The organism is Flavobacterium sp. GW823-FHT04A11 (assembly GCF_058796535.1).
In genome coordinates this window covers 852,544-876,703 of sequence record NZ_CM179503.1, presented here as the reverse complement: position 1 = coordinate 876,703, position 24,160 = coordinate 852,544, and the positions used below count along the sequence as shown (strand labels likewise).

Below are 24,160 nucleotides of genomic sequence, written 5' to 3'. Positions count from 1 at the left end.
TTGCAGTATTCTTAAAACTGCGACTGCGACTGCTAACTTTAAACTAAAATCACTAAATTTGTTCTCTCAATTATTGAAGGAAAATGATAGACAAGATAAAACAACATATAGAGGAAGCTAAGGCCTTTAATGAGAAAAATAAAGAATCTTTAGAACAATTCCGTATTAAATATTTAGGCAGTAAAGGATTGTTGAAAGAACTTTTTACCGAGTTTAAAAATATTCCAAACGATCAGAAAAAAGACTTTGGACAAGTAATAAATACTTTAAAAGCTGTTGCTGAAGAAAAAGTAAGAGTTATTCAGGAAGAGCTTGAAAGTAAAGAGGAAGTAAAAGGAATTTTTGGTGATTTAACCAGATCTTCTGAGCCTGTTATTATTGGTTCACGTCATCCTATTTCTATCGTTAAAAATCAAATTATAGATATTTTTGCCAATATTGGTTTCAACGTTTCCGAAGGTCCGGAAATCGAAGACGACTGGCATAACTTTACCGCATTAAACTTACCGGAATACCATCCGGCGCGTGATATGCAGGATACATTTTTCATTCAGACAAACCCTGATGTGTTGTTGCGTACGCATACATCATCTGTTCAGGTGCGTTATATGGAAAATCACAAACCGCCAATTCGTACGATTTCTCCGGGACGTGTTTTCCGTAACGAAGCAATTTCGTCACGTTCACACTGTATTTTCCATCAGGTGGAAGGATTATACATCGACAAAGACGTTTCTTTCGCCGATTTGAAACAAACCTTACTTTATTTTACGAAAGAAATGTTCGGGAAATCAAAGATTCGTTTGCGTCCATCGTATTTCCCATTTACAGAACCAAGTGCCGAAATTGATATCTATTGGGGTTTAAAAACCGAAACCGATTATCGTATCACAAAAGGAACCGGCTGGTTAGAAATTGGTGGCTGCGGAATGGTAGATCCAAACGTTTTGAAAAACTGCGACATCAATCCGGACGAATTCAACGGTTTTGCTTTCGGAATGGGAGTAGAGCGTATTGCAATGTTGTTGTACCAAATTGGTGATATTCGTATGTTTTATGAAAATGACGTACGTTTCTTAGAGCAATTTAAAGCAAATATTTAGGAGCTGTTTCCTGCTGTCCGCTGTATCTTTTATTTTTTAAAGAAAAAAACAAAAGGATGCCGCTTCCATCAGGGCTAGGGCTTTACGTTATAAATTACCTTTACAATAAACAAACCTTTGTTGAAGCTTCAGGCTTTGACAAAGGTTTTTAAAATTTAATTAATGAAAAAAGATATAACAATCCCCGAAGTAGAAAACGTATTTCTTGCCGCTGTTCAGGAATGGAGCGATGATTTTATGGAAAAAGTGTGGTACGCTTATCTTGTAAACGACAGCGACTTTAATTTAGACAGCGTAATGGTGGTTTCAAAAGCATTCGGAACAATTGATGGCGAGATGAAAAAAACCTCTGTTTTGCGTCATGCTTTTGTGGAAGTTCCGGCTGTTTCTGTAGTAAAAATCGAAATGATAGAAAAAAGTCTTTTGGTTTTAAACAATGAATTCATGGTCACTTTCTTCATTGGAAATACTTTATACGACAAGAAATTCATCTTCAAATCAAATCTAATCAACGAAAATAATACGGAAGAAGTGCCGATTTTGTTTGTTGAAGGAATTATGGTGAAGTAGAGAAAATAGAGTAAAGAAAATAGACTTTTGTCGATCATAAAAAAGAGCCAAGAACTAAATAATTAGTCTTGGCTCTTTTTTCTTTTTTCTATTCTCTATATTCTTTATTCTTTATTCTTTATTCTTTTCTCTTTAATCTAAAGATTCCGTTAATTTCTTAAACACAGCTTTAGCATCTTTTCCTTCGTATAAAACGGCATATACAGCGTCGATAATTGGTGTTTTGGCACCGTAGCCCTGATTTAGTTTATAAGCGCTTTTTGTGGCATAATAACCTTCGGCAACCATGCTCATTTCCATCATCGCACTTTTTACAGTGTAGCCTTTTCCAATCATGTTTCCGAACATTCTGTTTCTCGAGAATACAGAATATCCTGTAACCAATAAATCGCCCAAATAAGCCGAATCATTAATGTTACGTTTCATTTTATGCACTTTTCTGATGAATTTCTTCATTTCACGAATTCCGTTACTCATCATAACCGACTGGAAATTATCACCATAACCTAAACCGTGTGCAATTCCGGCAGCGATCGCATAAATGTTTTTAAGCATTGCTGCATATTCCGTTCCGATAATATCGTCTGAAATTTTTGCTTTAATATAATTTCCTGATAAAGATTTTGCTACGATGCTGGCTTTGTCCGGATCACCGCAGGCAATTGTCAGGTATGAAAGTCTTTCTAACGCCACTTCTTCTGCGTGACAAGGACCTGTGATAACACCAATATTGTAGTAAGGAATATCGTATTGAATATGGAAATGTTCTCCAACAATTAAACTCGTTTCAGGAACAATCCCTTTAATAGCCGAGAAAATAATTTTATCTGCTAATGAAACTGTCATGTTTTTTAACTCAGCATCCAAAAAAGCAGACGGAATCGCGAAGATTACATAATCCGCATATTCAATTGCCTCGTTGATATTGTTGGTTAATTTAAGTTTGTTAGTGTCAAACTCAACAGAACTTAAATAGTTAGGATTGTGTTTGTATTTTTGAATGTGCTCGATTGCGGCATCATTGCGCATATACCACGAAATTTCGGAAAGATTTACACAAAGCATTTTTGCAATTGCCGTTGCCCAACTACCTCCTCCAATTACTGCAAATTTTAAATTTTCGCTCATTATTTTAATAATTTAAAACAAAAGTACTTAATAATGTAGTAATAACACAAAGTCTCATTTAAGAAATTTAAAATTGACCTCTAAAAGCAATGGTTTTCAGCAGCTTTTAAAAATATTAAAATAGTTTATGCTGCTAAACAATAAAATGTCGATTGCTGCGTTATAAGTATTTATAAATTAGAATTTTAATGAGTTTAGCAAAAATTGAGTTAGTTAGTTTTGTTTTAGTATTTTAAAAAGGCGTTCCTGAAAATTCAAGAACGCCTTTTTTTAGTTTTCAGTTTACGGTCACAGTTTACAGTTTGAACTGCGACTGAATACTGCGACTGAATACTATTTTAAGTTTTCAATTTGAACTGCGACTGAATACCGCGACTGAATACTAATAACTAAGTTCAACAATCGATTTCACTTTATCTAAAGTTACCAATTGGTTTTCGCCAAGACCTTTCCAGCCTCTTTCATCAAAACGATTTACGATAAAATCAGCTGTTTTTGTGTAATCATCCGTGTATTGCGAAAGTTTCGTATCCATTCCCATTGTATGGAAAAATTCAACTGTTTTATTGATCGCTTCTTTAGCAACTTCTTCATCAAAACCTGTTAGGTTAAAAATTCTTCTTCCGTATTGCGCCAATTTTCCTTTTTTAGTTTCAAACATTACATTATATAAACTTGGACCTATTATCGCCAAAGTACGTGCATGATCGATTCCGTAAAGCGCCGTTAATTCGTGACCAATCATATGTGTTGCCCAATCAGACGGAACACCTTTTTGAATCAATCCGTTTAAAGCCATTGTACAGCTCCACATAAAATTTGAAGCCAAAGCATAATCCGTTGGGTTTTCTACCACTTTTGGACCAACTTCTATTAAAGTCTGTAAAATTCCTTCGGCTATTCTGTCTTGTAAAAAACCTTCGTGCGGATACGTTAAATATTGTTCCATTACGTGCGTATAGGCATCTACAACACCATTTTGAATTTGTCTTTTTGGCAATGATTCAATAACGGTAGGATCGCAAATAGAGAATTTTGGGAATAAGGCACTTCCGCCAAAAGCGAGTTTTTCCTGAGTTGCTGCAATTGTAACTACAGAACCGGAATTCATCTCGCTTCCCGTTGCAGGCAAAGTAAGAACCGTTCCAAATGGCACCGCATTTTCTTTAATCAGAATTCGTTTTTGTAAAATATCAATTGGGTTTCCGTCAAAGTTTACGGCAGCCGAAATAAATTTCACACCATCAATAACAGATCCACCTCCAACAGCCAGAATAAAATCAATTTTTTCGGCTTTGATTACTTCAACGGCTTTCATTAAAGTTTCAAAATGTGGATTTGGCTCAATTCCGCCAAATTCAACAATATCAAAACCTTTAAGATTATTGATTACTTGTTCGTGAACGCCGTTTTTAAAGATACTTCCACCACCATACGCCAATAATATTTTAGCATCTTTTGGTACCAAAGTCGAAAGTTTTTCAATTTGTCCTTTTCCGAAAATTAAATTTGTCGGATTGTATAATTCAAAGTTTAGCATTTTTTTTAAGTTTCTGAGATACTGAGTTGCTAAGGTTCTAAGTTTTTTTTTGAAACTTATTCAGCAGCTTAGTATCATTGTTTTTTTTAATTATGGAATAAGAGATTGAGTTTTTAAGTTCCTAAGAGAAAACCTTAGAACCTTAGCAACTCAGAACCTTAGTGCCTTATTTACTCAATTTTTCTAATAATTTACCGGCTACTAATTTAGATGATGCCGGATTTTGTCCTGTAATTAAAAGTCCGTCTTCTACAGAATATGGTGCCCAGTTTGGTCCTTTTGAGAATTTACCTCCGTTTTGAGTTAAGACATCTTCTAATAAAAATGGAACCACTTTGGTTAAACCTACTGCTTCTTCCTCTTCATTGGTAAATCCGGTTACTTTTTTGCCTTTCACCAAAAATTCACCATTTACTTTTACATTTTTTAAAACTGCCGGAGCGTGACAAACAAAAGCAACCGGTTTTTTATGTGTGTAAAATGATTCAATTAATGCGATTGAGTTTTTATCTTCTACTAAATCCCAAAGCGGGCCGTGTCCTCCAGGATAAAAAACGGCATCATAATCTTTTTGATCAATAGTCGAAAGTTTATGAGTGTTTTTTAATTTTTCCTGTAATACTTTATCCGCATCAAAACGTTTTGTGTCTTCTGTTGCTGATGACGGATCTGCACTTTTAGGATCTATTGGCGGCTGACCTCCAAGCGGAGATGCGATTGTAATTTCGACACCTTTATCTAATAGTTCATAATAAGGTGCAGCAAATTCTTCTGACCAAAATCCTGTTTTTTCTCCTGTATTGCCCAGTTTATCATTACTGGTAACAACAAATAATACTTTTTTCATACTTTTTTTATTTGATTTTTGAGCTGTAGCCGATGTGCCAAAAGTTGCAAATGCTATAATTGCGAGTAATGCTATTTTTTTCATCAATTTAAATTTTTAACAAATTTACAGTTAATGTGATATTAGTAAAAATAAAATAAACTATGTTTGTTATAAATAAATTTATGTCATGGTAAATCTGGAATGGTACAGAACTTTTAAGTCTGTGTATAAGAATGGAAATTTTTCTATTGCTTCAAAAGAGTTGTTTATGAGCCAGCCTGCAGTGAGTCAGCAAATAGCAATGTTGGAAGCACATGTAGGTTATAAATTATTTAACCGAAAATCTAAAGGCGTAGAACCAACCGAATACGCTAAGTTACTGAATAATTTGATTATAGATGCACTTGACAGGCTTGAAACTGTCGAAAATGGATTCAGGGCAAAAGCAGAAGATTCTGTGCGATTGATTTCTGTGGGTGTTTCAAAAGATTTATTCAATAGCTGCGGCAGTATTTTAATTTCAAAATTTGATTTTATCGATTTTACTTTTGCCGAAGATGACGCTCTTTTTGCACTTGTCGATGCTAAAAAACTCGACTTTGCCATCACTACAAAACGATATGATACGTTTGATACTATTTATGAAATCGTCGGTAAAATTAAATTGATCATGGTCGCGCCAATGAGTTTGGATGCATCAGAATTCCGTCAAAAGCTGAAGTCTGATAAATATGCAGAAATCGAACAATGGCTAAACGAACAAAAATGGTACAGTCATGATGCCCGAATTCCGCATATAAAATTATTCTGGCTTCATGCCTTCAATAAAAAAAGACCGGCAATGGTACCTAATTATATCATTCCGTCAGAATCTGAAATGCTCGAACTGCTTTCTAAAAATACCGGAATTGCCGTGACATGGAATTGCAACGCCCGAAAATATATTAAAGAAAACAAATTGCAATTGGTTTGGAATAGTTTTCACGTTCCGGAGGAGTTTGTTTATTTATTGACGGCAAAAAACAATAATCTAAATACGTTTTTTGAAAGTATTGCCAAAGAATTGAAACTGTTTTTAGGCAATAGAATGTAGTTTTCTGTCAAGGATTTTTTTTAGCCACGAATTCACGAATTAATATTTTGCGAATTGTTGAGGAAAAAAATTAGTAAAAATTAGTGCAATTCGTGGCAAACCTTTTTTAATGTGTGAGATAGTATGGAAAATTTTCAAAATATAAGAATAGCTGTTGACGCTATTGTTTTTGGATATAAAAACAATAGTTTATATGTGCTTTTGATAGAACAAAAGTTCGGTTCGGCAGAGAAATATTGGGCGTTGCCGGGCGGTTTGGTAAAAAATGAAGAATCATTAAGTGATGCGGTAATCAGGGAATTACATGAGGAAACGAATGTAAAGCTGAATTTTATGGAACAGCTTTACACTTTTGGAGATGATATCTTCAGAGATTCCAGAAACAGGGTAATTTCTGTTGCGTATTATGCTTTGGTCGATGCTTCGAATCTGGAAATTAAAGCGGATACAGATGCCGAAAGAGTGCAATGGTCTAAAATTGACGAAGTTCCCTCTTTGGCATTTGACCATAATTTAATTGTTGAAAAAGCCATTTCAAGATTAAAAGCCAAACTTACTTACGAACCTATTGGTTTCGATTTACTTTCCGAAGAATTTTTATTTTCTGATTTGGAAAACCTTTATTGCACCATTTTAGAAAAGGAAATTGACCGTCGAAATTTCAGAAAAAAAATTCTCAGTTATGGATTTTTAGAAGAAACAGAAAAATTTTCACCAATAAAAAGCGGAAGACCGGCAAAATTATTTCGATTTAATAAACTGAAATACAATGAATTAATCAATAAAGGCTTTCACTTCGAAATAAAGTTTGCGTAAATTTTACACAAAATAAATTGTTTATTAAATAATTAAATCTATATTTGCGTATAATTAACGCAAACTAAAAAACTATGATACTTAACCTAGACCCAAAATTCGCTCCTTTTCAAAATCAGGAAGAAATCAAATTTCAAAGTTTTACATTTTCTGGAGGAGAACCTCACATTAAAATCAATCCTGATTTTGATGCCACTCAAAAAGTAACCATCACACATAGATTAAATTCATTCAACGATTTAGGATTGTTGTGTATTACGGTAGATGCTTTACGCAGAATGGATGTTAAAGTAATCGATTTGTTTATTCCGTATTTTCCGGCTGCAAGACAAGATCGTGTCATGATTCCCGGTGAACCATTATCTGTAAAAATATATGCCGATATTATAAATGCCATGCAATTAAACAAAGTTTTTGTTTTTGACGCGCATTCTGAAGTGACTCCGGCTTTATTGAACAACAGCACAGTTATTCCAAACTATACTTTCATTAAAGAAGTTTTAAACGTAATAGGCGAAAACGTAAAATTAATTTCTCCTGATGGCGGCGCTCTGAAAAAGATCTACAAAGTTTCTGAATTTTTAGGTGGTGTTGATGTGGTAGAATGCAGCAAAAGCCGTGATGTAAAAACCGGAAAATTGTCTGGTTTCAAAGTGTACGAAGACGACTTAAACGGAATTGATTGCTTAATTGTAGATGATATTTGTGATGGAGGCGGAACTTTTGTTGGCTTAGCCGAAGAATTAAAAAAGAAAAACGCCGGAAAATTATACTTAGCCGTAAGCCACGGAATCTTCAACAAAGGTTTTGAAGTTTTAAATTGTTTCGACAAAATATTTACTACAAATTCAGTAAAAGACTTCGAAGGCGAAAGTGTTCAAGTGGTAAAGTTAGATCAATTGATTTAAAAGTTTTAAGTTTTTTTAGTTTCAAGTTTCATGTTACTGCTGAGAACTTGAAACTTGAAACCTGAAACAAAAAAAACTGAAACAAAAACTATAACCAAACAACTAGAAATTATGAGTGACGATTTAAAACCAAGATTTATTGAGTCTTTAAGAAGAAACAATGATCAGATTAGAGAAGACAGAGCCAAAACAATTGGTGAGGATTCTGAATTAATTTACAGACGCCGAGTTGAAGATATCGAACTGAAAATAAAAAGACTCGAAAGAGAGCAGGAAGGTCTTATCGATATCAGTCCGCTTGATAAAAATAGTTTGACTTTTGCCGATTTTCAACCGGAAGCATTTGTGCAAAGAGATATGGAATTATCATTAACAATCAGAAATTTAAATATTCAGTTTGAAGTGACAAAAAAGAGATTCGAATATTTATTTGGTAAAACATTTTAATTATGGGAGGTACAAGATACGATTTAGGCGCTCGCGATAGCAGAGCCAAAAAAGCAGGATACGGATTTAAATCTGCCAGTGAGATTTTTGTTCAAAATCAAATTGGTGTGGCACATGAATCTATGAATCCAAACGGAATTACGTTTAGAGAAGCCAGAGATTCTGAAGTGCATCCTAATACAGTTCCTATTATTTTGGGATTGGATGTGACGGGAAGTATGGGACATATTCCGCATGAATTGATCAAAGAAGGACTTCCAAAATTAATGGGCGGAATTATTCAGGGCGGAGTTCCGGATCCGGCACTTTTGTTCTTAGGAATTGGCGATCACGAATGCGACAGATTTCCATTGCAGGTTGGGCAATTTGAATCTGGCGATGAAGAATTGGATATGTGGCTTACGAGAACTTATATTGAAGGAGGAGGAGGAGGAAATGCTGGAGAAAGTTATCTTTTGGCGTGGTATTTTGCAGCCTTTCATACCAAAACAGATGCTTTCGAAAAAAGAGGTCAAAAAGGATTGTTGTTTACCGTAGGTGATGAACCAAATTTACCAACACTTCCGGCATCTGCCATAAAAGAAATTATGGGTCAGGGACAGCAAACCTACACGCATCTTGAATTGTTGAAAGAAGCGCAAAAACGTTATGAAGTCTATCACATTAGTGTTTTACATTCAGATCAGGCTGTGAGAGCAAATGTTGCCTGGAAAGAATTATTAGGAGAAAACTGTTTATCAATCGAAGATCACAGAGAAATCCCGAATGTAATCAAGAAAATTATTTGTGATAAACATAAAAGTTCAGGATCAGGTTTAGGAACAATTCCGCTTGACGGATTAGATAATATAGAAATGCTTTAAATATTTAACACATAGGAATATAGGTTTTTTTAAATTAAAAATTGAGAATTAAAAATTAAAAATTTTTGAGACCTTATTCACATACTGCTATGAGATTTATTTTAAGTGAAACGACTTTTTAGGTTCTGCAAAGCTATGTTTCTATGTGTTTAAATAATATTTACAAAATGAAAACAGCTCAAATAGTTATAGGTTTAGGATTTGGTGATGAAGGAAAAGGAATTACAACAGATTTTCTGGCGAAGCAAAATCCTGAATCTATAGTTATTCGGTTTTCAGGAGGACAGCAAGCAGCGCATACGGTTATGATTGGTGATAAAAAACACGTTCATTCCAGCTTTGCAAGCGGTGCTCTTCGCGGTTTGCCTTCTTATTTTAGTGAACACTGTACGATTCATCCTGTTTTTTTATTCAATGAAAGAAAAGAACTGGAAGATTTAGGCGGGAACATTGAACTTCATATTCATCCTTTAGCCAAAATCACAACACCTTTTGATGTTTGGCAAAATCGAAATAACGTGAGAAATCTGGATCACGGAACTTGCGGTAAAGGAGTTGGAGCGACTATGAAACGTAACGAAGGTCAATACAAATTATATGCAATTGATTTGATTGCGCCTCGCCAAATGCTTTTGGAGAAACTGGAAAAAATCGCGTATTACTATGGTTTTTTAAACGAAAGTGAAATTGATGAGGAAGTAAATCATTACGTCGAAGTTATCGATCAAATAAAATGGAATATCAGCGATTATAGCTTTTTAGAAAAGTATCAGAATCTTATTTTTGAAGGAAGTCAGGGCATTTTACTCGATATGGATCACGGTGTTTTCCCGAATGTAACGTATGCCAATACAACATCAAAAAATGCATTTGAAATCTGTAAAAAATTGCAAATTGAGGATATAGAAATGTATTACGTAACCAGAAGTTATTCAACCCGACACGGAAGTGGCTGGATGAGTAATGAAAGGGAATTAAAATTAAAAAATAACGAAGAAGAAACTTGTGTTTACAATGATTTTCAAAAAGAATTGCGAACCGGCGATTTAGATTATGATCTTTTAAATTATAGCTTAAAGTTAGATGCGGCTTATAGTCCAAACGCAAAAAGAAATCTGGTTGTAACGTGTATGGATCAGATTGAAATTGAAATTGAATATGAATTTGAAAAGTTAACAACAGAATTCAAAGAAATCTACGGTTCATTTTCACCGGATTCAAAAGATTTTAAACAGATAACTTCTTTGTTTCAATAAAGAAAAAATGAAATACAATATAGAAAACATAGCCGCAGAAAGTAAGTTTTTATTTTTCTGGGGACATCAGCCAAGCAAAGATGAAACAATAACAAAAACCTGTTTCAGTCAATGGTGGTTAAGTTCTTTTGAAGTCGATAAAGTGATTTACAAAACTGCAGAACACTGGATGATGGCTAAAAAAGCCGAATTGTTTAATGATAAGGATGTTTTGGAAAAAATCATTAAAGCAAATTCTCCTGCAGAAGCCAAAAAGTTAGGTCGGGAAGTTAAAAATTATGATGACAAACTTTGGTTGGCAAACCGATATGAGATTGTAAAACAAGGTAATTATCATAAGTTCAGTCAGAATACAGATTTAAAAACGTTTTTGCTGAATACCAAAGACAGGGTTTTAGTTGAAGCCAGTCCGGTTGACCCAATTTGGGGAATTGGTATGGCAAGTGATCATAAAGATGTTATGAATCCGGAGAAGTGGAAAGGTTTGAATTTGTTAGGCTTTGCTTTGATGGAGGTTAGGGATGAATTGAGATAGTATAAGGATTAAAAATGAAAGAGAAAATAGAATCTGGATTATTTGGTTTAGCGATTGGTGATGCCTTGGGTGTTCCGGTAGAATTTTATTCGAGGTCTTCCTTAAAACAAAATCCTGTTTCTGAAATGATTGGTTATGGAACACATTATCAACCTTTAGGAACATGGAGTGATGATAGTTCACTTGCTTTTTGTTTAGCTGAGAGCTTATATAATGGTTTTGATTTATTTGATATAGCCAGAAACTTTGTAAAGTGGTATAGTGCCGAATTATGGACACCGCACGGAAGAGTTTTTGATATTGGAATTGCTACAAGAAATGCAATCCATAATATTGCAAAAGGTCATGAACCGGAATTGTGTGGAGGTTTTGAAGAAAAAGATAACGGAAATGGCTCTTTGATGCGTATCTTACCATTAGTTTTTTATCTTAAAAATGAAAAAGACATTGAAGTAATTTATCAAAAAGTCAAGGCGGTTTCATCAATTACTCATGCACATTTTCGTTCGGTATTTGCTTGTTTTATTTATGTTATTTATTGTTTGGAGATTCTAAAAGATAAAGATAAATTCGAGGCTTATAATGAAATGCAAAATGTTCTTTCAAAATTTCTGGAAGATAAAAAATACAATCCTATCGAAATTCAATTTTTTGATAGGGTTTTAAATAATGATATTTCAAAGTATCCTGAAGTTAATATTCATTCATCAGGATATGTATTGCATAGTCTAGAAGCAAGTTTGTGGTGTTTTTTAAATTCAGATTCTTATGAAGAAACAGTTTTAAAAGCTGTTAATTTAGGAGAAGATACAGATACCACTGGAGCAATTGCTGGAGGGTTAGCAGGAATTTATTATGGAATAGAAAATATTCCAAAAAAATGGATTGAGGATTTGGTTAGAAACAACGATATAAAAGAATTAGCACAAAGATTATCAAAAAATATAAATTTAAGCCTATGAACCCACTATTATTAACAGACGGTTACAAAGTTGACCACAGAAGACAATACCCGGACAAAACAACATTAGTATATTCTAACTGGACACCAAGAAAATCAAGAATCGAAGGACTTGATGAGGTGGTGTTTTTTGGATTGCAGTATTTTATCAAAAAATATATTATTCATGATTTTGATGCTGATTTCTTCAAAAAACCAAAAGAAGAAGTAGTTAAAAAATACGCGCGAAGAATCAATAATTATTTAGGCGAAAACCAGGTTGGAACAAAACATATTGAAGATTTACATGATTTAGGATATATTCCGATGGTTTTTAAAGCGTTGCCGGAAGGATCAAGTGTTCCGTTGCGAGTTCCAATGTTTACGATGTATAACACGCTTCCGGAATTTTTCTGGTTAACGAATTATTTCGAAACCTTACTTTCTGCCGTGATTTGGCTGCCTTGTAACTCTGCTACAATCGCCAAAGAATACAGAAAAGTTCTGGACAAATATGCTGATGAAACTTCATCTGTTCCTGAATTTGTAGATTGGCAGGCGCATGATTTCTCAATGAGAGGAATGGGCGGAATCGAAGCGGCAATAACTTCTGCAGCCGGACATTTATTAAGTTTTACAGGTTCTGATACGATTCCGGTAATTGATTTCTTCGAAGATTATTACAATGCCAATTCTGATTCAGAATTAATCGCAGGTTCAGTTGCAGCTACAGAACATTCTGTAATGTGTATGGGAACGACGGAAGGCGAATGTGAAACTTTCAAAAGATTAGTGACAGAAGTGTATCCAAAAGGAATTGTTTCTATCGTTTCTGATACCTGGGATTTATGGAAGGTTTTAACTGATTATTTGCCACGTTTAAAAGAAGATATTGTTGCCAGAGAAGGTAAAGTTGTAATTCGTCCTGATAGTGGGGATCCGGTTGATATTATCTGCGGAAATCCAAACGGAAAAACCGAACAAGAAAAGAAAGGTGTTATTGAGCTGCTTTGGGATGTTTTTGGAGGAACAACCAATGCAAAGGGATATAAAGAGCTTATTCCTCAAATTGGAGCTATTTACGGCGATAGTATTACGGTAGCAAGAGCAACTCAAATTGCAGAAAGATTAAAAGAAAAAGGATTTGCATCTACAAACGTGGTTTTAGGAATTGGTTCTTTTACTTATCAATACAATACCAGAGATACTTTTGGTTTTGCCATGAAAGCAACTTACGGAGAAGTAGACGGTGAAGGAAGAGCGATCTTTAAAGATCCAATTACTGATGACGGAACTAAAAAATCGGCTAAAGGATTAATGAAAATTGATTTAGTTGATGGAGTATATCATTTAACGGATAACGTTTCATGGGAAGAAGAAAAACAAGGAGAATTGAAAGAAGTTTTCAGAGATGGTAAACTTTTAAAAGATCAATCTTTGAGTGAGATTAGAGCGAGAGTTAAAGCTCAAATTAGCGTTTCATTATAAAAACAAAAAGCCTGAATTTTTAATTCAGGCTTTTTTTTGTCTTATTTGTCATTTCGACGGAGGAGAAATCACATCCAGAGAGAAACGTACTTTATGTCTTTACTTTATGTGATTTCTCCTCCGTCGAAATGACAAAAATGCTGTAAATAGTTTTTTTACTTCTTATAAAAATTATTGTGATAAATATATTGCCAAACTTTTGCAGGCAATAAGGGCTGAATATTTTTCCCTTCCTTTATACTATTGCGAATAAAAGTCGAAGAAATCTCTACAATTGGCGCATCAATAATATGTACTTTTGGATGTGATTTTAATTCAATATTTTCCTCTTCTTCAGAAATTCTGGGATAAACATAAATATCATAATGATCCAGAATCACTTCGTAGTTTTTCCATTTATGAAGCGTCTTTAAATTGTCTTCGCCCATAATTAAAGAAAAATCATGAGTTGGATATTTCTCCTGCAAATGGACCAGAGTATTTACCGTATAATTGGGCTGAGGTAATTTGAATTCAATATCCGAAGGTTTGATTTTTGGATAATCTTCTGTGGCCAGAAAAACCATTTCCAGTCGTTGATGATCGTCCAATAGGGTAGATTTTTTCTTTACCGGATTATGAGGCGTAACGACCATCCAAATCTGATCTAAGTCAGCAAACTCAGCCATATGATTCGCAATGATCAAATGACCAACATGAATGGGATTATACGTTCCGAAATAAAGGCCTATTTTCATTTTTAAGAGTTTCGCAGAGATTCGCTAAGATAGCACAAAGATTCACGAAGTTTTAAAGGTGCTTTGTGAATCTTCGCGGAATAAAATTATTTATTTACGAAATCCTTCACTAACTGATATGCTTCTTCTTTAGCGGTATCCAAATCGTAATTTTTTATAATAGTATCAAATTGCGGAGCAGTTGCCAACTCAACTGACGCTTTTGCAATTCGCATATTGATTTTATCGTCACTTTCGGTAGAGCGCTCTTTTAAGCGGCGTTTTAGTTCATCTACACTTGGAGGTTTTACAAAAACGGCAAGAGTTTGTTCCGGAAATTTATGTTTAATACGTAATCCGCCAGCAACATCAATGTCAAAAATCACATTTTTACCCAAAGCCCAGATACGTTCGATTTCAGCTTTTAAAGTACCGTAGAAATTATCACGGTAAACTTCTTCCCATTCCAGGAAATCTTCGGCTTTAATGTGTTTTTTGAATTCTTCCAGTGAGATAAAATAATAATCTTTTCCGTGTTCTTCTTCTCCGCGTGGATCGCGTGAAGCCGCTGAGATCGAAAATTCTAAATTTAAATCCTCTTTCCCAAGTAAATGCCTTACTATAGTTGTTTTTCCTGATCCTGATGGTGCAGAGAAAACAATTAATTTTCCTTTGTTCATTCTTTATTTATATGTGATCAATCGGTCCAGAGATTAAGCTCTTTTTTTAGGATTGATAATATTTCATTATATGCAATTAACTCGTCTACTTTTGGATAAAATTTTAAATAGGTTTCTGGATTATAAAAAGAAAAGTTATTTTTCATCTTTCCGTTTTTAATATAAACCTGATATCCCGCTCCATCTGTTACAAGAACTTTTTTTCTGTTAAATACCTTTTCTCCGTTTTCTAAATCTATAAATGGAGCACTTAATTTATATTCTACGTTTTCCATATCTGGAAGAAATTCCACATTGGTTAACAGTAAATTGAGCCAAATCGAGTTTGGATCTTTTGGTTTTAGTTTTCCAATGTTTTCTTTAGGAAAAAGTAATCCATCAATTTTAGTTACTTGTTTTAACGTTTTTGAATAGGAATAGATATAAACTATCCAATTGTTTCTCCCGTTATCATACATTCTAAATATTTGCATGGTGCTGGTAATGGAATAATCTTTATAAATACGAATTTCCTTTTCAAATTCTAACATATCCGGTACTTCTAAAACCTTATTGATTTCTGAAATTTCCTGGGCTTTAACATGAAAGCTAAACAAAAGAATAATCGAAATAAAAAAAAGTTTCATTAAGATCTAAAGCACATTTAAAACCTGTTCTTTAATCTTCTCCAATTCATCCTTCATCATTACCACCAATTTCTGCATTTGCGCGTGATTCGATTTAGAACCCATAGTATTGATCTCGCGACCCATTTCCTGAGTAATAAAACCTAATTTACGGCCATTAGCTTCAGTACCTTTTATAGTTTCTAAGAAATAATCTAAATGATTTGTCAAACGAACTTTCTCCTCAGTAATATCCAGTTTTTCTAAATAATAAATCAATTCCTGTTCAAAACGATTTTCATCAACATTTACTTTCAATTCAGAAATTGCAGTTTGCAAACGATCTTTTATAGCCTGAACACGTTCCGGATCAAGAGCCAAAGCATCATTCATGTATTGGCGAATATTCCCGATTCTAAGATTAAATTCTTTTTCAAGCGATTCACCTTCGTCTTTTCTAAAGTTTAAAATGTTCTGAATCGCTTCTTCGATAATAACCTGAATTTGCTCCCAGTCATTTTCGTCAATTTCTTCACGTTCAGTTTTTAAGGTGTCCGGCATACGAACCGCCATTTTCATTAATTCAGTTTCATCTGCAGCAGGATATACTTCTCTTAACTGAGCGATATAATTTTTTACAACAGGAACATTTACTTTAGTCGAAGTTTGTTCGGCAGTACTTTCAATGTAGATTGCGAAATCAATTTTTCCTCTTTCAAGTTTTGTAGAGATAAAAGTTCTTAGACCTAATTCCATTTCGCGATAAAGAGACGGCATTCTTACGTTTAAATCTAAACCTTTACTATTTAAGGATTTTACTTCGACGGTAATTTTTTTTGTAGGCAATTGCAAAGAAGCTTTGCCAAACCCTGTCATAGATTGTATCATATAATTGAGTATAAAGGCGCAAAGATAAATAAAAGTTTGCTGTGTTTAGTTGTAAAATGTCTAATCTGTTCAGAGCAAACGGTTTTAAAGTTTTTTGCCACGAATTTCACGAATTTACACTAATAAGAATATTAATTTGTGAAAATTGGTGCAATTAGTGGCTATCTTTTTTAGAGTCGAAATTTTAATTTGGGCGTTCCCTCCGGTCGGGCTATGCGCTCCCAATCTTTTTTTGAGCAGAAAAAGCTCAAAAAAAGGATTTCCGCTTCAAACGAAGTTCACTGAACACTAAAATAAAATTATAGTGAAGTAATCCCTGCATTTTAAAACTTTATTTTTCTAAAGCTTTCATAACCTGCAAAGTCACAGGTTGCGTATTGCCAACATAAATTTTTTCATCAATAATAAAAACCGGACGGCTTATAAAAGTATAATGCTCTAAAATGTACTTTTTATAATCAGCTTCCGTAAGGTTTTTATTTTTCAAATCCATTGACTTATACAATTGTGCTTTTTTACTGAACAAAGCTTCGTAACTGCCGGCAAGCTTGTACATTTCTTCCAATTCGGCTTCAGTTATTGGATTTTGCTTGATATCGTGAAAAACCAGATTATTATCTTTTGGCAAACCTTTAATAATTTTTCGACAAGTATCGCACGACGCTAAGTAATATATTTTGTTCATGATTTCTATTTTAGATCACTACAAAGAAAATCCATTTGAAATAGAAAATTGCCTAATTTTATAAAAAAAATATACCTATGAATTCAGTTTTTGAAACACAGAAAACCATTAGAGAAGTTCTTCTAAAAATTTTGGATAATTATTCATTAGAACAATTGAATAAAATTCCGCAGGGTTTTAATAATAACATCATTTGGAACGCCGCACATTGTGTTGCTGTTCAACAAGCTTTGGTTTATAAATTGTCCGGTTTGCCAACAAAAGTTTCTAATGAATTTATACTAAAATATTCAAAAGGAGCAAAGCCCGAAGGTGATGTGAGCCAGGAAGAAGTTGATGAAATTAAAACATTACTTTCTACGACTTTGCATCAGGTACAAAAAGATTATGAAGATCAAATATTTGTAAATTTTCATGAATATACAACCAGTTTAGGAAACACACTTTGGGAGATAAATGGCGCACTCGAATTTAATAATTACCATGAAGGAATTCACACCGGTGTAATTATGAGTATTAGAAAATTTGTTTAAAATAAAAAAGTCCCAATTAATGGGACTTTTTTTTATTCTATTATTCGTTCTATAGTGACTTTCATTGCGCCTGAACCCCTGCTTTTGGTTATTTCCATAAAAGCTCTTTTTGAGAGGTCTAATTCACGTGTTTTTACAAACGGACCGCGATCAGTAATTTTTACGATTACAAATTTTCCGTTTGCTTCATTGGTTACTTTTATTCTGGTACCAAATGGAAGTTTTTTGTGTGCTGCGGTGTATTTGTTATTGTCGAATCTGCTTCCGTTTGCTGTTTTTCTTCCTGTAAATTTATCAGCGTAATAAGATGCGTGTGCGTTTTTTTTGTAGGGTTTTAATTTTAAACCATTGTCGGTAAATATAGAATCATTTTCCGTAGGCGGGACTGATAATTTTCCGATTTTTACTGTGTCCTGAATTTTAGGAGACTCTATTGCTGCTTTGTTCTGACTCATTATAGTCGTAAAACAACTTAAAAATGTAACTGCAAATAGGGAGAGTGTTGTGTTTTTTTTAATTCTCATGGGTTATTGTTTTTCAGACTTGGGGACTTTGTACAAATAATATGCCGAGATAAAAAAAGCCCTAATTTTAGGGCTTTAGTTGATGGTTGTTAGAACCACAGATTCCATGGGATTCTACTTAAAATAAGCAATAATCCTAAACCGTAAAAAATAGCAAACGTTTTAAATTTTGCTTCGCTATTGATAAGTTTTTTATGTTTAGACCATCCGATAGTAATTAGGATGATAGCGATAATATTAACAAGAGGATGTTCTAATGAAGTTAATCGAAGTTCTGCGTTAGACATTTGTCCGAAAGCCGCCTTTCCTAATGGAGATACAAAATAAAGGATCAAACCGATTAATAATTGAGTATGTGTTCCGATCAAGGCAAATAAGGCAATTTTACGATCTTTACCGGTAAATTCTTTTTTTGAAGTAAATCCGATTATTGCATTTACAACTGCAATCAGTAAAAGTAATAATGCTAAATAAGCCCAACCGGAATGAAATTTTTGTAGAAAATAATACATAAATTGTTTTTTTGTTTAAAACAAATATAATAAAAAAGGGCATAAAAAAAACGGCGTTGGACTAAAAGTCAACGCCGTTTTTGATATTTATTTAGATTCTAAATATTAGAAATCGTAACGGAAAGTAAAGTTCCAAGTTCTTCCGTAACCGAAGTAAACTCTGTTGTCAGTTGCAACACCTTTATAAACAGCTCCAGCTTGTTGATAAGTTACTGCCGGATTACCTCCTGCAGCTGGTGTTTTTACGTCGTCTGCAAATATGTTAGTAAATGACTCATTGATATATATTTTATCAAAAACGTTGTTTACGTTAAGTCTGAAGTTTAATGCACCTAATTTATCGCTTAATACCCATTTGTAAGATATACCAGCATCTGTAGTTGCAAAACCAGGTAATTCCATAGCTCCTTTGTTGTCTTCTTTTATAAAACTTGAAGGAGTAATGTTTCCATATAATTTTTCAGAGTAGTTAAGGTTTGCATCCACATTCAAACCGTTGAAGATTTCGTATGCAGCTCCAAGTGCCATTGTAGTCTGAGCAGCATTTCCAACTTTAACTCCGTCAAGGTATAAAGTTTGAGCTGTTCCTCCAGCAACTGGTTGGTATTGATTGTCAAAACGATTACTTTTTGCATTTCCATCATATTTCCAGTCACCAACAGAAATCATTCCGTTTAATTTTAACTTATCAATTGGTCTTGCAGTAACGTCTAATTCTACACCTGTATGAATTTCATTAACACCGTCAAAAGTGTATAATCCTCCTGGGTTTGATGCCGCATCAGGATCAGGACCAGTTGTAAATCTGTCTTTCCAAGTTGTATAATAAGCATTTAAATTTGCAGTAAAGATTCTTGAACGGAAACCATAACCAAGTTCAATAGCGCTAATTTTCTCATTCGTTAAATTTGGATTAGTAACTGAAAGGAAGTTAGGATAAACTGATGTAAAGAAAGGTTGTTTAGAGTAGTATCCTCCATTAACAAAAACATTATGTTGCTCGTTAATGTTATAATTAACTCCCGCTTTTACGTCACCACCTGTAAGGTTTTCGTAATCTGTACTTGAAAGAGGGTTTGTTGGAGCATAGTTAAAGTGATCTTCTCTTTTGTATCCTTGTGAAGAAATAGCACCTTGAAGGAAAGCAGATAAATTACCTTTTGAATACTCTAATTGAGAGAAAGCACCATAGTAATTAACTTTACTGTCATAAGAATAACCAAGTCTTTCCTGATAATCTGTACTTACAAATGGATTTCCAGTTGGTCTGGCTGCATATGTAGTAGATAGAACTGTGTTAATTGGAGTTACACTATCGCCGCTTTTATTTGTTCTGTCAAGGTAGTTAGTCGCTCCAAATAAATCGATAAGTGTTTGATAGTGAACTGCAGTATAAGTTCTTCCTTCAACTCCGAAGTTTAAATTAAAACTGTCAGATAATTTTTTATCTAAATTTAAAACCGTACCGTACCAGTTATGAGAGTTTATAGAAGAATACTCTGTAATACCTGTAGATAAGTTTGTTGCACTTCCAGTAACAGTACTATTTTGGTAAGCACCACCTGCAATAGGAGTTCTTGTTCCTAATGTTGTTGGTTGTCCTGAGTTCCATGCCTGAATTAAATCAAATTTAATCAAACCATCAGCATCTCTTAAATTGTTAGGCGCTGTTGCAGTTCCTATAGTGTAAGGGTTTTGACCTTTTATTCCACCGTTAGAAGTTGTTCCTCCACCACGACCCCAAGAACCGTAAACAACTGTAGAGAATTTTGTAGTTGAGTTAATATCATAATCCCAGTTTAAACTCATTACCGGTTTGTGGTAGTAATTAGTTTTTAAGCTGGTTTCTTCACCATTTCTATATCCCCAATCAGAGTTATATTTGATGTTTGGTTCTTTACCATCACTTCCATATTTTAAGAAATCAGTTAAGTATGGAGAAGTTGATCTTTGGTTGTGCCATTGAGGCGCACCTGTAAAAGTAAATTGAATACTGTTTTTGTCATTTATTTTGTAACCAAAAGCCATGAAATAATTGTATCCTTCAAATTTAGTTCCGTCAACGTAACCATTTCCTTCAGTTCTACTAAATAAAACAGAAGCAGAAAGACCATTTTTCATTACTCCAGTATTGTAAGAACCTTGAACTTTAAGGTAGTTATCGTTACCAAAACTAGATGAAATATTTCCACCTTCTTTCATGTCAGAAGTTTTTGTTATAACATTGATAGTTCCTCCAATTGAAGAAATAGCAAGTTTAGACGCTCCTAAACCTCTTTGAACTTGCATTGCTGAAGTTACATCAGACAAACCTGCCCAGTTACTCCAATATACAGAACCACCTTCCATGTCATTAACAGGAACCCCGTTAATCATTACAGCAATGTTTTTTTGATCAAATCCACGAATAACAATTCTTGAATCACCAAATCCACCACCTGCTTTTGAAGCATATACAGAAGGAGTGCTTTTTAAAATTTCAGGAAATTCCTGAGAACCTAATTTTGCTTGAATTTCAGTAGCTTTGATAGTAGAAACTGCCACTGGAGTTTTTCTATCTTGTACTAAGTCAATTACACCACTTTTAACTACTACTTCAGTTAATTCGTTAGAATTTGAACTTAAAGTAATAACCCCTAAGTTAACAGTTCCTCCGTTTGAAACAGTAAATGAAATTGTTTTTGATTCGTATCCAAGATAAGAAACAACAATCTGTCCAGATGTAGCTGAAGTTGTAATGGTAAATTTACCATCAAAATCACTTGAACCAGCGTCTGAAGAGCCTTTAACTGCTGCATTAGCACCAGGCAAAGAAAGAGCACCATCTGTAATAGTACCCATAATTTTGTTTTGAGAAAATGCGGTTGAAACTATCATGAACAATAGTCCCGTGAGTAACCAATTTTTCATTGTCTTCATTTGTTTATTTAGTTTATTGTTTTTGGCAAAATTATAACATTTAATTCGGTTAATGTTATCAAACTGTTAAGAAAAACAACTTTTGTTTAATCCGTTACGCATTAAAATGATTTATTCTTTTTCTATTACAGAAAATAAGATATTTTTAAATTTACTGTGTGGTTTTTTGTTAAAATCGTAATAATGTGGACAGTGTTGTAGTGTTCGCCTTTCAAATAAAGTTGATTTCTTTGTTAAAAACCGCTATTTATACGAAAAAACGCCTTAATTTTTAGTAAATCAAGGCGTTTCAAATCGTTAGGTAATTTTTAATTTATTTATTTTTCAGGAAATGATTCAACAAAAAGGATGTTGAGCTATCGTGAGTTTTAACTGTTTTAGTATTTATTTCTTCCAAAATAGAATTGGCTAATTGTTTTCCTAATTCAACTCCCCATTGATCATAACTAAAAATGTTCCAGATAATTCCCTGAACAAAAATTTTGTGTTCGTATAATGCAATTAATGAACCCAAGGATTTTGGTGTTAATTTTCGAATTAAGATTGTATTAGTTGGTTTATTTCCGGTAAAAACTTTAAAAGGCAGTAAATAAGATGCTTTTTCTGCAGAAAGTCCTTGTTTGTCAAATTCTGCCTGAACCTGAGCCGAAGTTTTTCCGTTCATCAACGCTTCCGTTTGAGCAAAAAAGTTTGACATCAATTTATCGTGATGATCTTCGTTTCTGTATAATGGTTTTACAAATCCGATAAAATCAGTCGGAATCAATTTTGTTCCCTGATGAATTAATTGAAAGAAAGCATGTTGAGAATTCGTTCCCGGCTCTCCCCAAATAATAGTTCCGGTTTGATAGTTTACTGGTTTTCCGTCACGGCCAACACTTTTACCGTTACTTTCCATAGTTGCCTGTTGTAAATATGGAGCTAATTTTGATAAATATTGTGTGTACGGAATCAAAGCTTCACTTTCGGCACCAAAGAAATTGTTGTACCAAACGCTTAATAAAGCCAAAATTACCGGAATGTTTTCATCAAATTCAGCCGATTTAAAATGCTCGTCCATTTCATTGGCGCCTTTCAATAAATCATTATAATTATCAAAACCAATTGCCAATGCGATACTCAAACCAACAGCGCTCCATAAAGAGAATCTTCCTCCAACCCAATCCCACATCGGGAAAACATTGTCCGGATTAATTCCAAATTCAGTTACTTTTTGAATATTTGTAGAAACAGCAACGAAGTGTTTTGCAATATCTTCTTTCGAAGCCGATTTTAAAAACCACTCTTTTATAGTTTCAGAATTGGATAATGTTTCCTGAGTTGTAAAAGTTTTAGAAACAATCAGAAACAATGTAGTTTCAGGATTCAATTTTTTGATTACTTCGTTTACGTGATCGCCATCAACATTCGAAACAAAATGTGTATTTAAATGATTTTTGTAAAACTGTAAAGCTTCAACCGCCATAACCGGACCAAGATCAGAACCTCCAATGCCAATATTTACGATATCAGTAAAAGCTTTTCCTGTAAAACCTTTTCTTTCTCCCGAAATAACTTCACTGGTAAATTTTTTAATTTTACTTTTTACTTCGTAAACTTCAGGAATTACATTTTCGCCATCAACCTTAATAACTGCAGATTCCGGTGCACGCAAAGCTGTATGCAAAACCGCTCTGTTTTCAGTTTGGTTGATAATTTCGCCACCAAAATATTGTGAAATCGCATCTTTTAATCCAATTGAATTGGCCAATTCTAATAATAGCGAAATAGTTTCCTGACTAATATTGTTCTTAGAATAATCAACTAAAAAATCATTCCATTGTAAATTGAATTTTTCAACACGGGCATTATCCTGTTGAAACAATTCTTGTATCGTAGTTGCTTGAATCGCATTATAGTGGTTTTGCAGATTTTTCCACGCTTCAGTCCCGGTTGGGTTTGTTGTGTTTAAAGCCATTTTTGTTTTTTATTGAAAGTTTGTTTATTGAAACACAAAAATACTGAAATTACTTTTAATAGCTTTAAGCTTCATAATTATATAACAATTAGTTACGAAAACGTTTTTCCAAATGATAACGATTGTGGCTAAATCTTTTCCCAGACCACTTTTGCCGTAACAGATTTTCCGCCTTGAGTGGTGTTAACTACAATATATTCTAATTTATTATTGTTGTAATTGTAAGAACGCTTTTGTTCTGTTTGTTCCCAATTTGGAAATGAAGCCGTTTCTATTTTGAAAGTGATCGTTTTGTCCATAGTGTTAATTCCATATTTTCCAAAATGCGAATTACTTCCCTGTACAATCGCCGCATTTTCTTCAGGCGTGCATTTGTTCTTGTCGCCCGAAACTATTTTTGGTCTGTCATTCTTATAAATCTGAATCGCATAATTTCCTTTTTCATCAAAAAATAATGCACCTTTTACATCTGTTCCGTACGGAAATGTTTTGATGCCGTCTGAATCTGTGTTTTCAACAGAAACCAATTTCCAGGAACCGATAAGTGTTTTTTCTACTTTCTGCGCAAAAGCAAAATTGGAAATGATGACCGCCAATAATAGGATTTGTAGTTTTTTCATTGGAA

General features: G+C 33.8%; 25 protein-coding genes. 12 read left to right on the top strand and 13 right to left on the bottom strand.

What is annotated here, in order from left to right; genetic code table 11:
* Positions 1-83 precede the first annotated feature (83 nt).
* Together AC3QL1_RS03990 and AC3QL1_RS03985 are read left to right on the top strand one after the other, a co-directional pair.
* Complete coding sequence (locus tag AC3QL1_RS03990; protein WP_115847795.1) at positions 84-1,103, top strand: phenylalanine--tRNA ligase subunit alpha; 1,020 nt, start codon at positions 84-86, stop codon at positions 1,101-1,103.
* 162 nt (positions 1,104-1,265) lie between these two features.
* On the top strand, positions 1,266-1,673 hold the full coding sequence (locus AC3QL1_RS03985; RefSeq protein WP_053473414.1) for a hypothetical protein: 408 nt from the start codon (positions 1,266-1,268) through the stop codon (positions 1,671-1,673).
* 132 nt (positions 1,674-1,805) lie between these two features.
* On the opposite strand, the gene AC3QL1_RS03980 is transcribed toward AC3QL1_RS03985, so the two are convergent.
* The 3 genes from AC3QL1_RS03980 to AC3QL1_RS03970 form a co-directional block, all read right to left on the bottom strand.
* Entirely contained in the window at positions 1,806-2,801 is a 996-nt protein-coding gene (locus AC3QL1_RS03980; protein ID WP_492495302.1) for an NAD(P)H-dependent glycerol-3-phosphate dehydrogenase, read from the bottom strand.
* 382 nt (positions 2,802-3,183) lie between these two features.
* Positions 3,184-4,341: an iron-containing alcohol dehydrogenase gene (locus tag AC3QL1_RS03975; protein WP_492495301.1), complete on the bottom strand. Its 1,158-nt coding sequence runs from the start codon at positions 4,339-4,341 to the stop codon at positions 3,184-3,186.
* A gap of 166 nt (positions 4,342-4,507) precedes the next feature.
* The gene (locus AC3QL1_RS03970; protein ID WP_492495299.1) at positions 4,508-5,272 is read right to left on the bottom strand and encodes a type 1 glutamine amidotransferase domain-containing protein; all 765 of its coding nucleotides are present in this window, start codon (positions 5,270-5,272) and stop codon (positions 4,508-4,510) included.
* Between the two features lie 85 nt (positions 5,273-5,357).
* Between AC3QL1_RS03970 and AC3QL1_RS03965 the strand changes: the two genes are divergently transcribed.
* From AC3QL1_RS03965 to AC3QL1_RS03925, 9 genes are all read left to right on the top strand, one after another.
* Entirely contained in the window at positions 5,358-6,263 is a 906-nt protein-coding gene (locus AC3QL1_RS03965) for a LysR family transcriptional regulator (protein WP_492495298.1), read from the top strand.
* A 123-nt stretch (positions 6,264-6,386) separates the two neighbouring features.
* Positions 6,387-7,079 carry an NUDIX hydrolase gene (locus AC3QL1_RS03960; RefSeq protein ID WP_492495297.1) on the top strand — a complete coding sequence of 231 codons (693 nt, stop codon included), beginning with the start codon at positions 6,387-6,389 and terminating at the stop codon, positions 7,077-7,079.
* A 74-nt stretch (positions 7,080-7,153) separates the two neighbouring features.
* The gene (gene prs, locus AC3QL1_RS03955) at positions 7,154-7,987 is read left to right on the top strand and encodes a ribose-phosphate diphosphokinase (RefSeq protein WP_492495295.1); all 834 of its coding nucleotides are present in this window, start codon (positions 7,154-7,156) and stop codon (positions 7,985-7,987) included.
* Positions 7,988-8,098: 111 nt separating this feature from the next.
* Positions 8,099-8,434 carry a hypothetical protein gene (locus tag AC3QL1_RS03950; RefSeq protein ID WP_078006797.1) on the top strand — a complete coding sequence of 112 codons (336 nt, stop codon included), beginning with the start codon at positions 8,099-8,101 and terminating at the stop codon, positions 8,432-8,434.
* A 2-nt stretch (positions 8,435-8,436) separates the two neighbouring features.
* Positions 8,437-9,297 (top strand): hypothetical protein, encoded by an 861-nt coding sequence (locus AC3QL1_RS03945; protein WP_492495293.1) that lies wholly within the window; start codon positions 8,437-8,439, stop codon positions 9,295-9,297.
* A gap of 167 nt (positions 9,298-9,464) precedes the next feature.
* Positions 9,465-10,553: an adenylosuccinate synthetase gene (locus AC3QL1_RS03940; protein WP_492495291.1), complete on the top strand. Its 1,089-nt coding sequence runs from the start codon at positions 9,465-9,467 to the stop codon at positions 10,551-10,553.
* A 7-nt stretch (positions 10,554-10,560) separates the two neighbouring features.
* Positions 10,561-11,088, top strand: coding sequence for a riboflavin biosynthesis intermediates N-glycosidase (gene ybiA / locus AC3QL1_RS03935; RefSeq protein WP_492495290.1), 528 nt, complete (start codon positions 10,561-10,563; stop codon positions 11,086-11,088).
* 14 nt (positions 11,089-11,102) lie between these two features.
* Positions 11,103-12,050 (top strand): ADP-ribosylglycohydrolase family protein, encoded by a 948-nt coding sequence (locus tag AC3QL1_RS03930; protein ID WP_492495289.1) that lies wholly within the window; start codon positions 11,103-11,105, stop codon positions 12,048-12,050.
* Positions 12,047-13,516, top strand: a complete 1,470-nt coding sequence (locus tag AC3QL1_RS03925; RefSeq protein ID WP_492495288.1) for a nicotinate phosphoribosyltransferase — start codon at positions 12,047-12,049, stop codon at positions 13,514-13,516. The genes AC3QL1_RS03930 and AC3QL1_RS03925 overlap by 4 nt, the downstream gene beginning before the upstream one ends.
* A gap of 155 nt (positions 13,517-13,671) precedes the next feature.
* Here the strand turns inward: AC3QL1_RS03925 and nadD are convergent, their stop codons facing one another.
* From nadD to AC3QL1_RS03900, 5 genes are all read right to left on the bottom strand, one after another.
* The gene (gene nadD, locus AC3QL1_RS03920) at positions 13,672-14,253 is read right to left on the bottom strand and encodes a nicotinate (nicotinamide) nucleotide adenylyltransferase (RefSeq protein ID WP_492495287.1); all 582 of its coding nucleotides are present in this window, start codon (positions 14,251-14,253) and stop codon (positions 13,672-13,674) included.
* A gap of 86 nt (positions 14,254-14,339) precedes the next feature.
* Entirely contained in the window at positions 14,340-14,912 is a 573-nt protein-coding gene (gmk, locus tag AC3QL1_RS03915; protein WP_492495285.1) for a guanylate kinase, read from the bottom strand.
* Positions 14,913-14,929: 17 nt separating this feature from the next.
* Positions 14,930-15,538 (bottom strand): hypothetical protein, encoded by a 609-nt coding sequence (locus tag AC3QL1_RS03910; protein WP_492495283.1) that lies wholly within the window; start codon positions 15,536-15,538, stop codon positions 14,930-14,932.
* 6 nt (positions 15,539-15,544) lie between these two features.
* On the bottom strand, positions 15,545-16,405 hold the full coding sequence (locus AC3QL1_RS03905; protein WP_492495281.1) for a YicC/YloC family endoribonuclease: 861 nt from the start codon (positions 16,403-16,405) through the stop codon (positions 15,545-15,547).
* A 331-nt stretch (positions 16,406-16,736) separates the two neighbouring features.
* A complete protein-coding gene (locus tag AC3QL1_RS03900; protein ID WP_492495279.1) occupies positions 16,737-17,090 on the bottom strand; it encodes an arsenate reductase family protein in 354 nt (117 codons plus the stop codon).
* A 77-nt stretch (positions 17,091-17,167) separates the two neighbouring features.
* On the opposite strand from AC3QL1_RS03900, the gene AC3QL1_RS03895 reads away from it, so the two are divergent.
* Complete coding sequence (locus tag AC3QL1_RS03895) at positions 17,168-17,623, top strand: DinB family protein (protein ID WP_492495277.1); 456 nt, start codon at positions 17,168-17,170, stop codon at positions 17,621-17,623.
* A gap of 32 nt (positions 17,624-17,655) precedes the next feature.
* Here the strand turns inward: AC3QL1_RS03895 and AC3QL1_RS03890 are convergent, their stop codons facing one another.
* From AC3QL1_RS03890 to AC3QL1_RS03870, 5 genes are all read right to left on the bottom strand, one after another.
* Positions 17,656-18,147 carry a septal ring lytic transglycosylase RlpA family protein gene (locus AC3QL1_RS03890; protein WP_492495275.1) on the bottom strand — a complete coding sequence of 164 codons (492 nt, stop codon included), beginning with the start codon at positions 18,145-18,147 and terminating at the stop codon, positions 17,656-17,658.
* Between the two features lie 89 nt (positions 18,148-18,236).
* Positions 18,237-18,659 carry a hypothetical protein gene (locus tag AC3QL1_RS03885; RefSeq protein WP_492495273.1) on the bottom strand — a complete coding sequence of 141 codons (423 nt, stop codon included), beginning with the start codon at positions 18,657-18,659 and terminating at the stop codon, positions 18,237-18,239.
* A 105-nt stretch (positions 18,660-18,764) separates the two neighbouring features.
* Positions 18,765-21,500, bottom strand: a complete 2,736-nt coding sequence (locus AC3QL1_RS03880; protein WP_492495272.1) for a TonB-dependent receptor — start codon at positions 21,498-21,500, stop codon at positions 18,765-18,767.
* Between the two features lie 391 nt (positions 21,501-21,891).
* On the bottom strand, positions 21,892-23,535 hold the full coding sequence (pgi, locus tag AC3QL1_RS03875; protein WP_492495270.1) for a glucose-6-phosphate isomerase: 1,644 nt from the start codon (positions 23,533-23,535) through the stop codon (positions 21,892-21,894).
* A gap of 128 nt (positions 23,536-23,663) precedes the next feature.
* Positions 23,664-24,155, bottom strand: a complete 492-nt coding sequence (locus AC3QL1_RS03870) for a lipocalin-like domain-containing protein (RefSeq protein ID WP_492495269.1) — start codon at positions 24,153-24,155, stop codon at positions 23,664-23,666.
* Positions 24,156-24,160 lie beyond the last annotated feature (5 nt).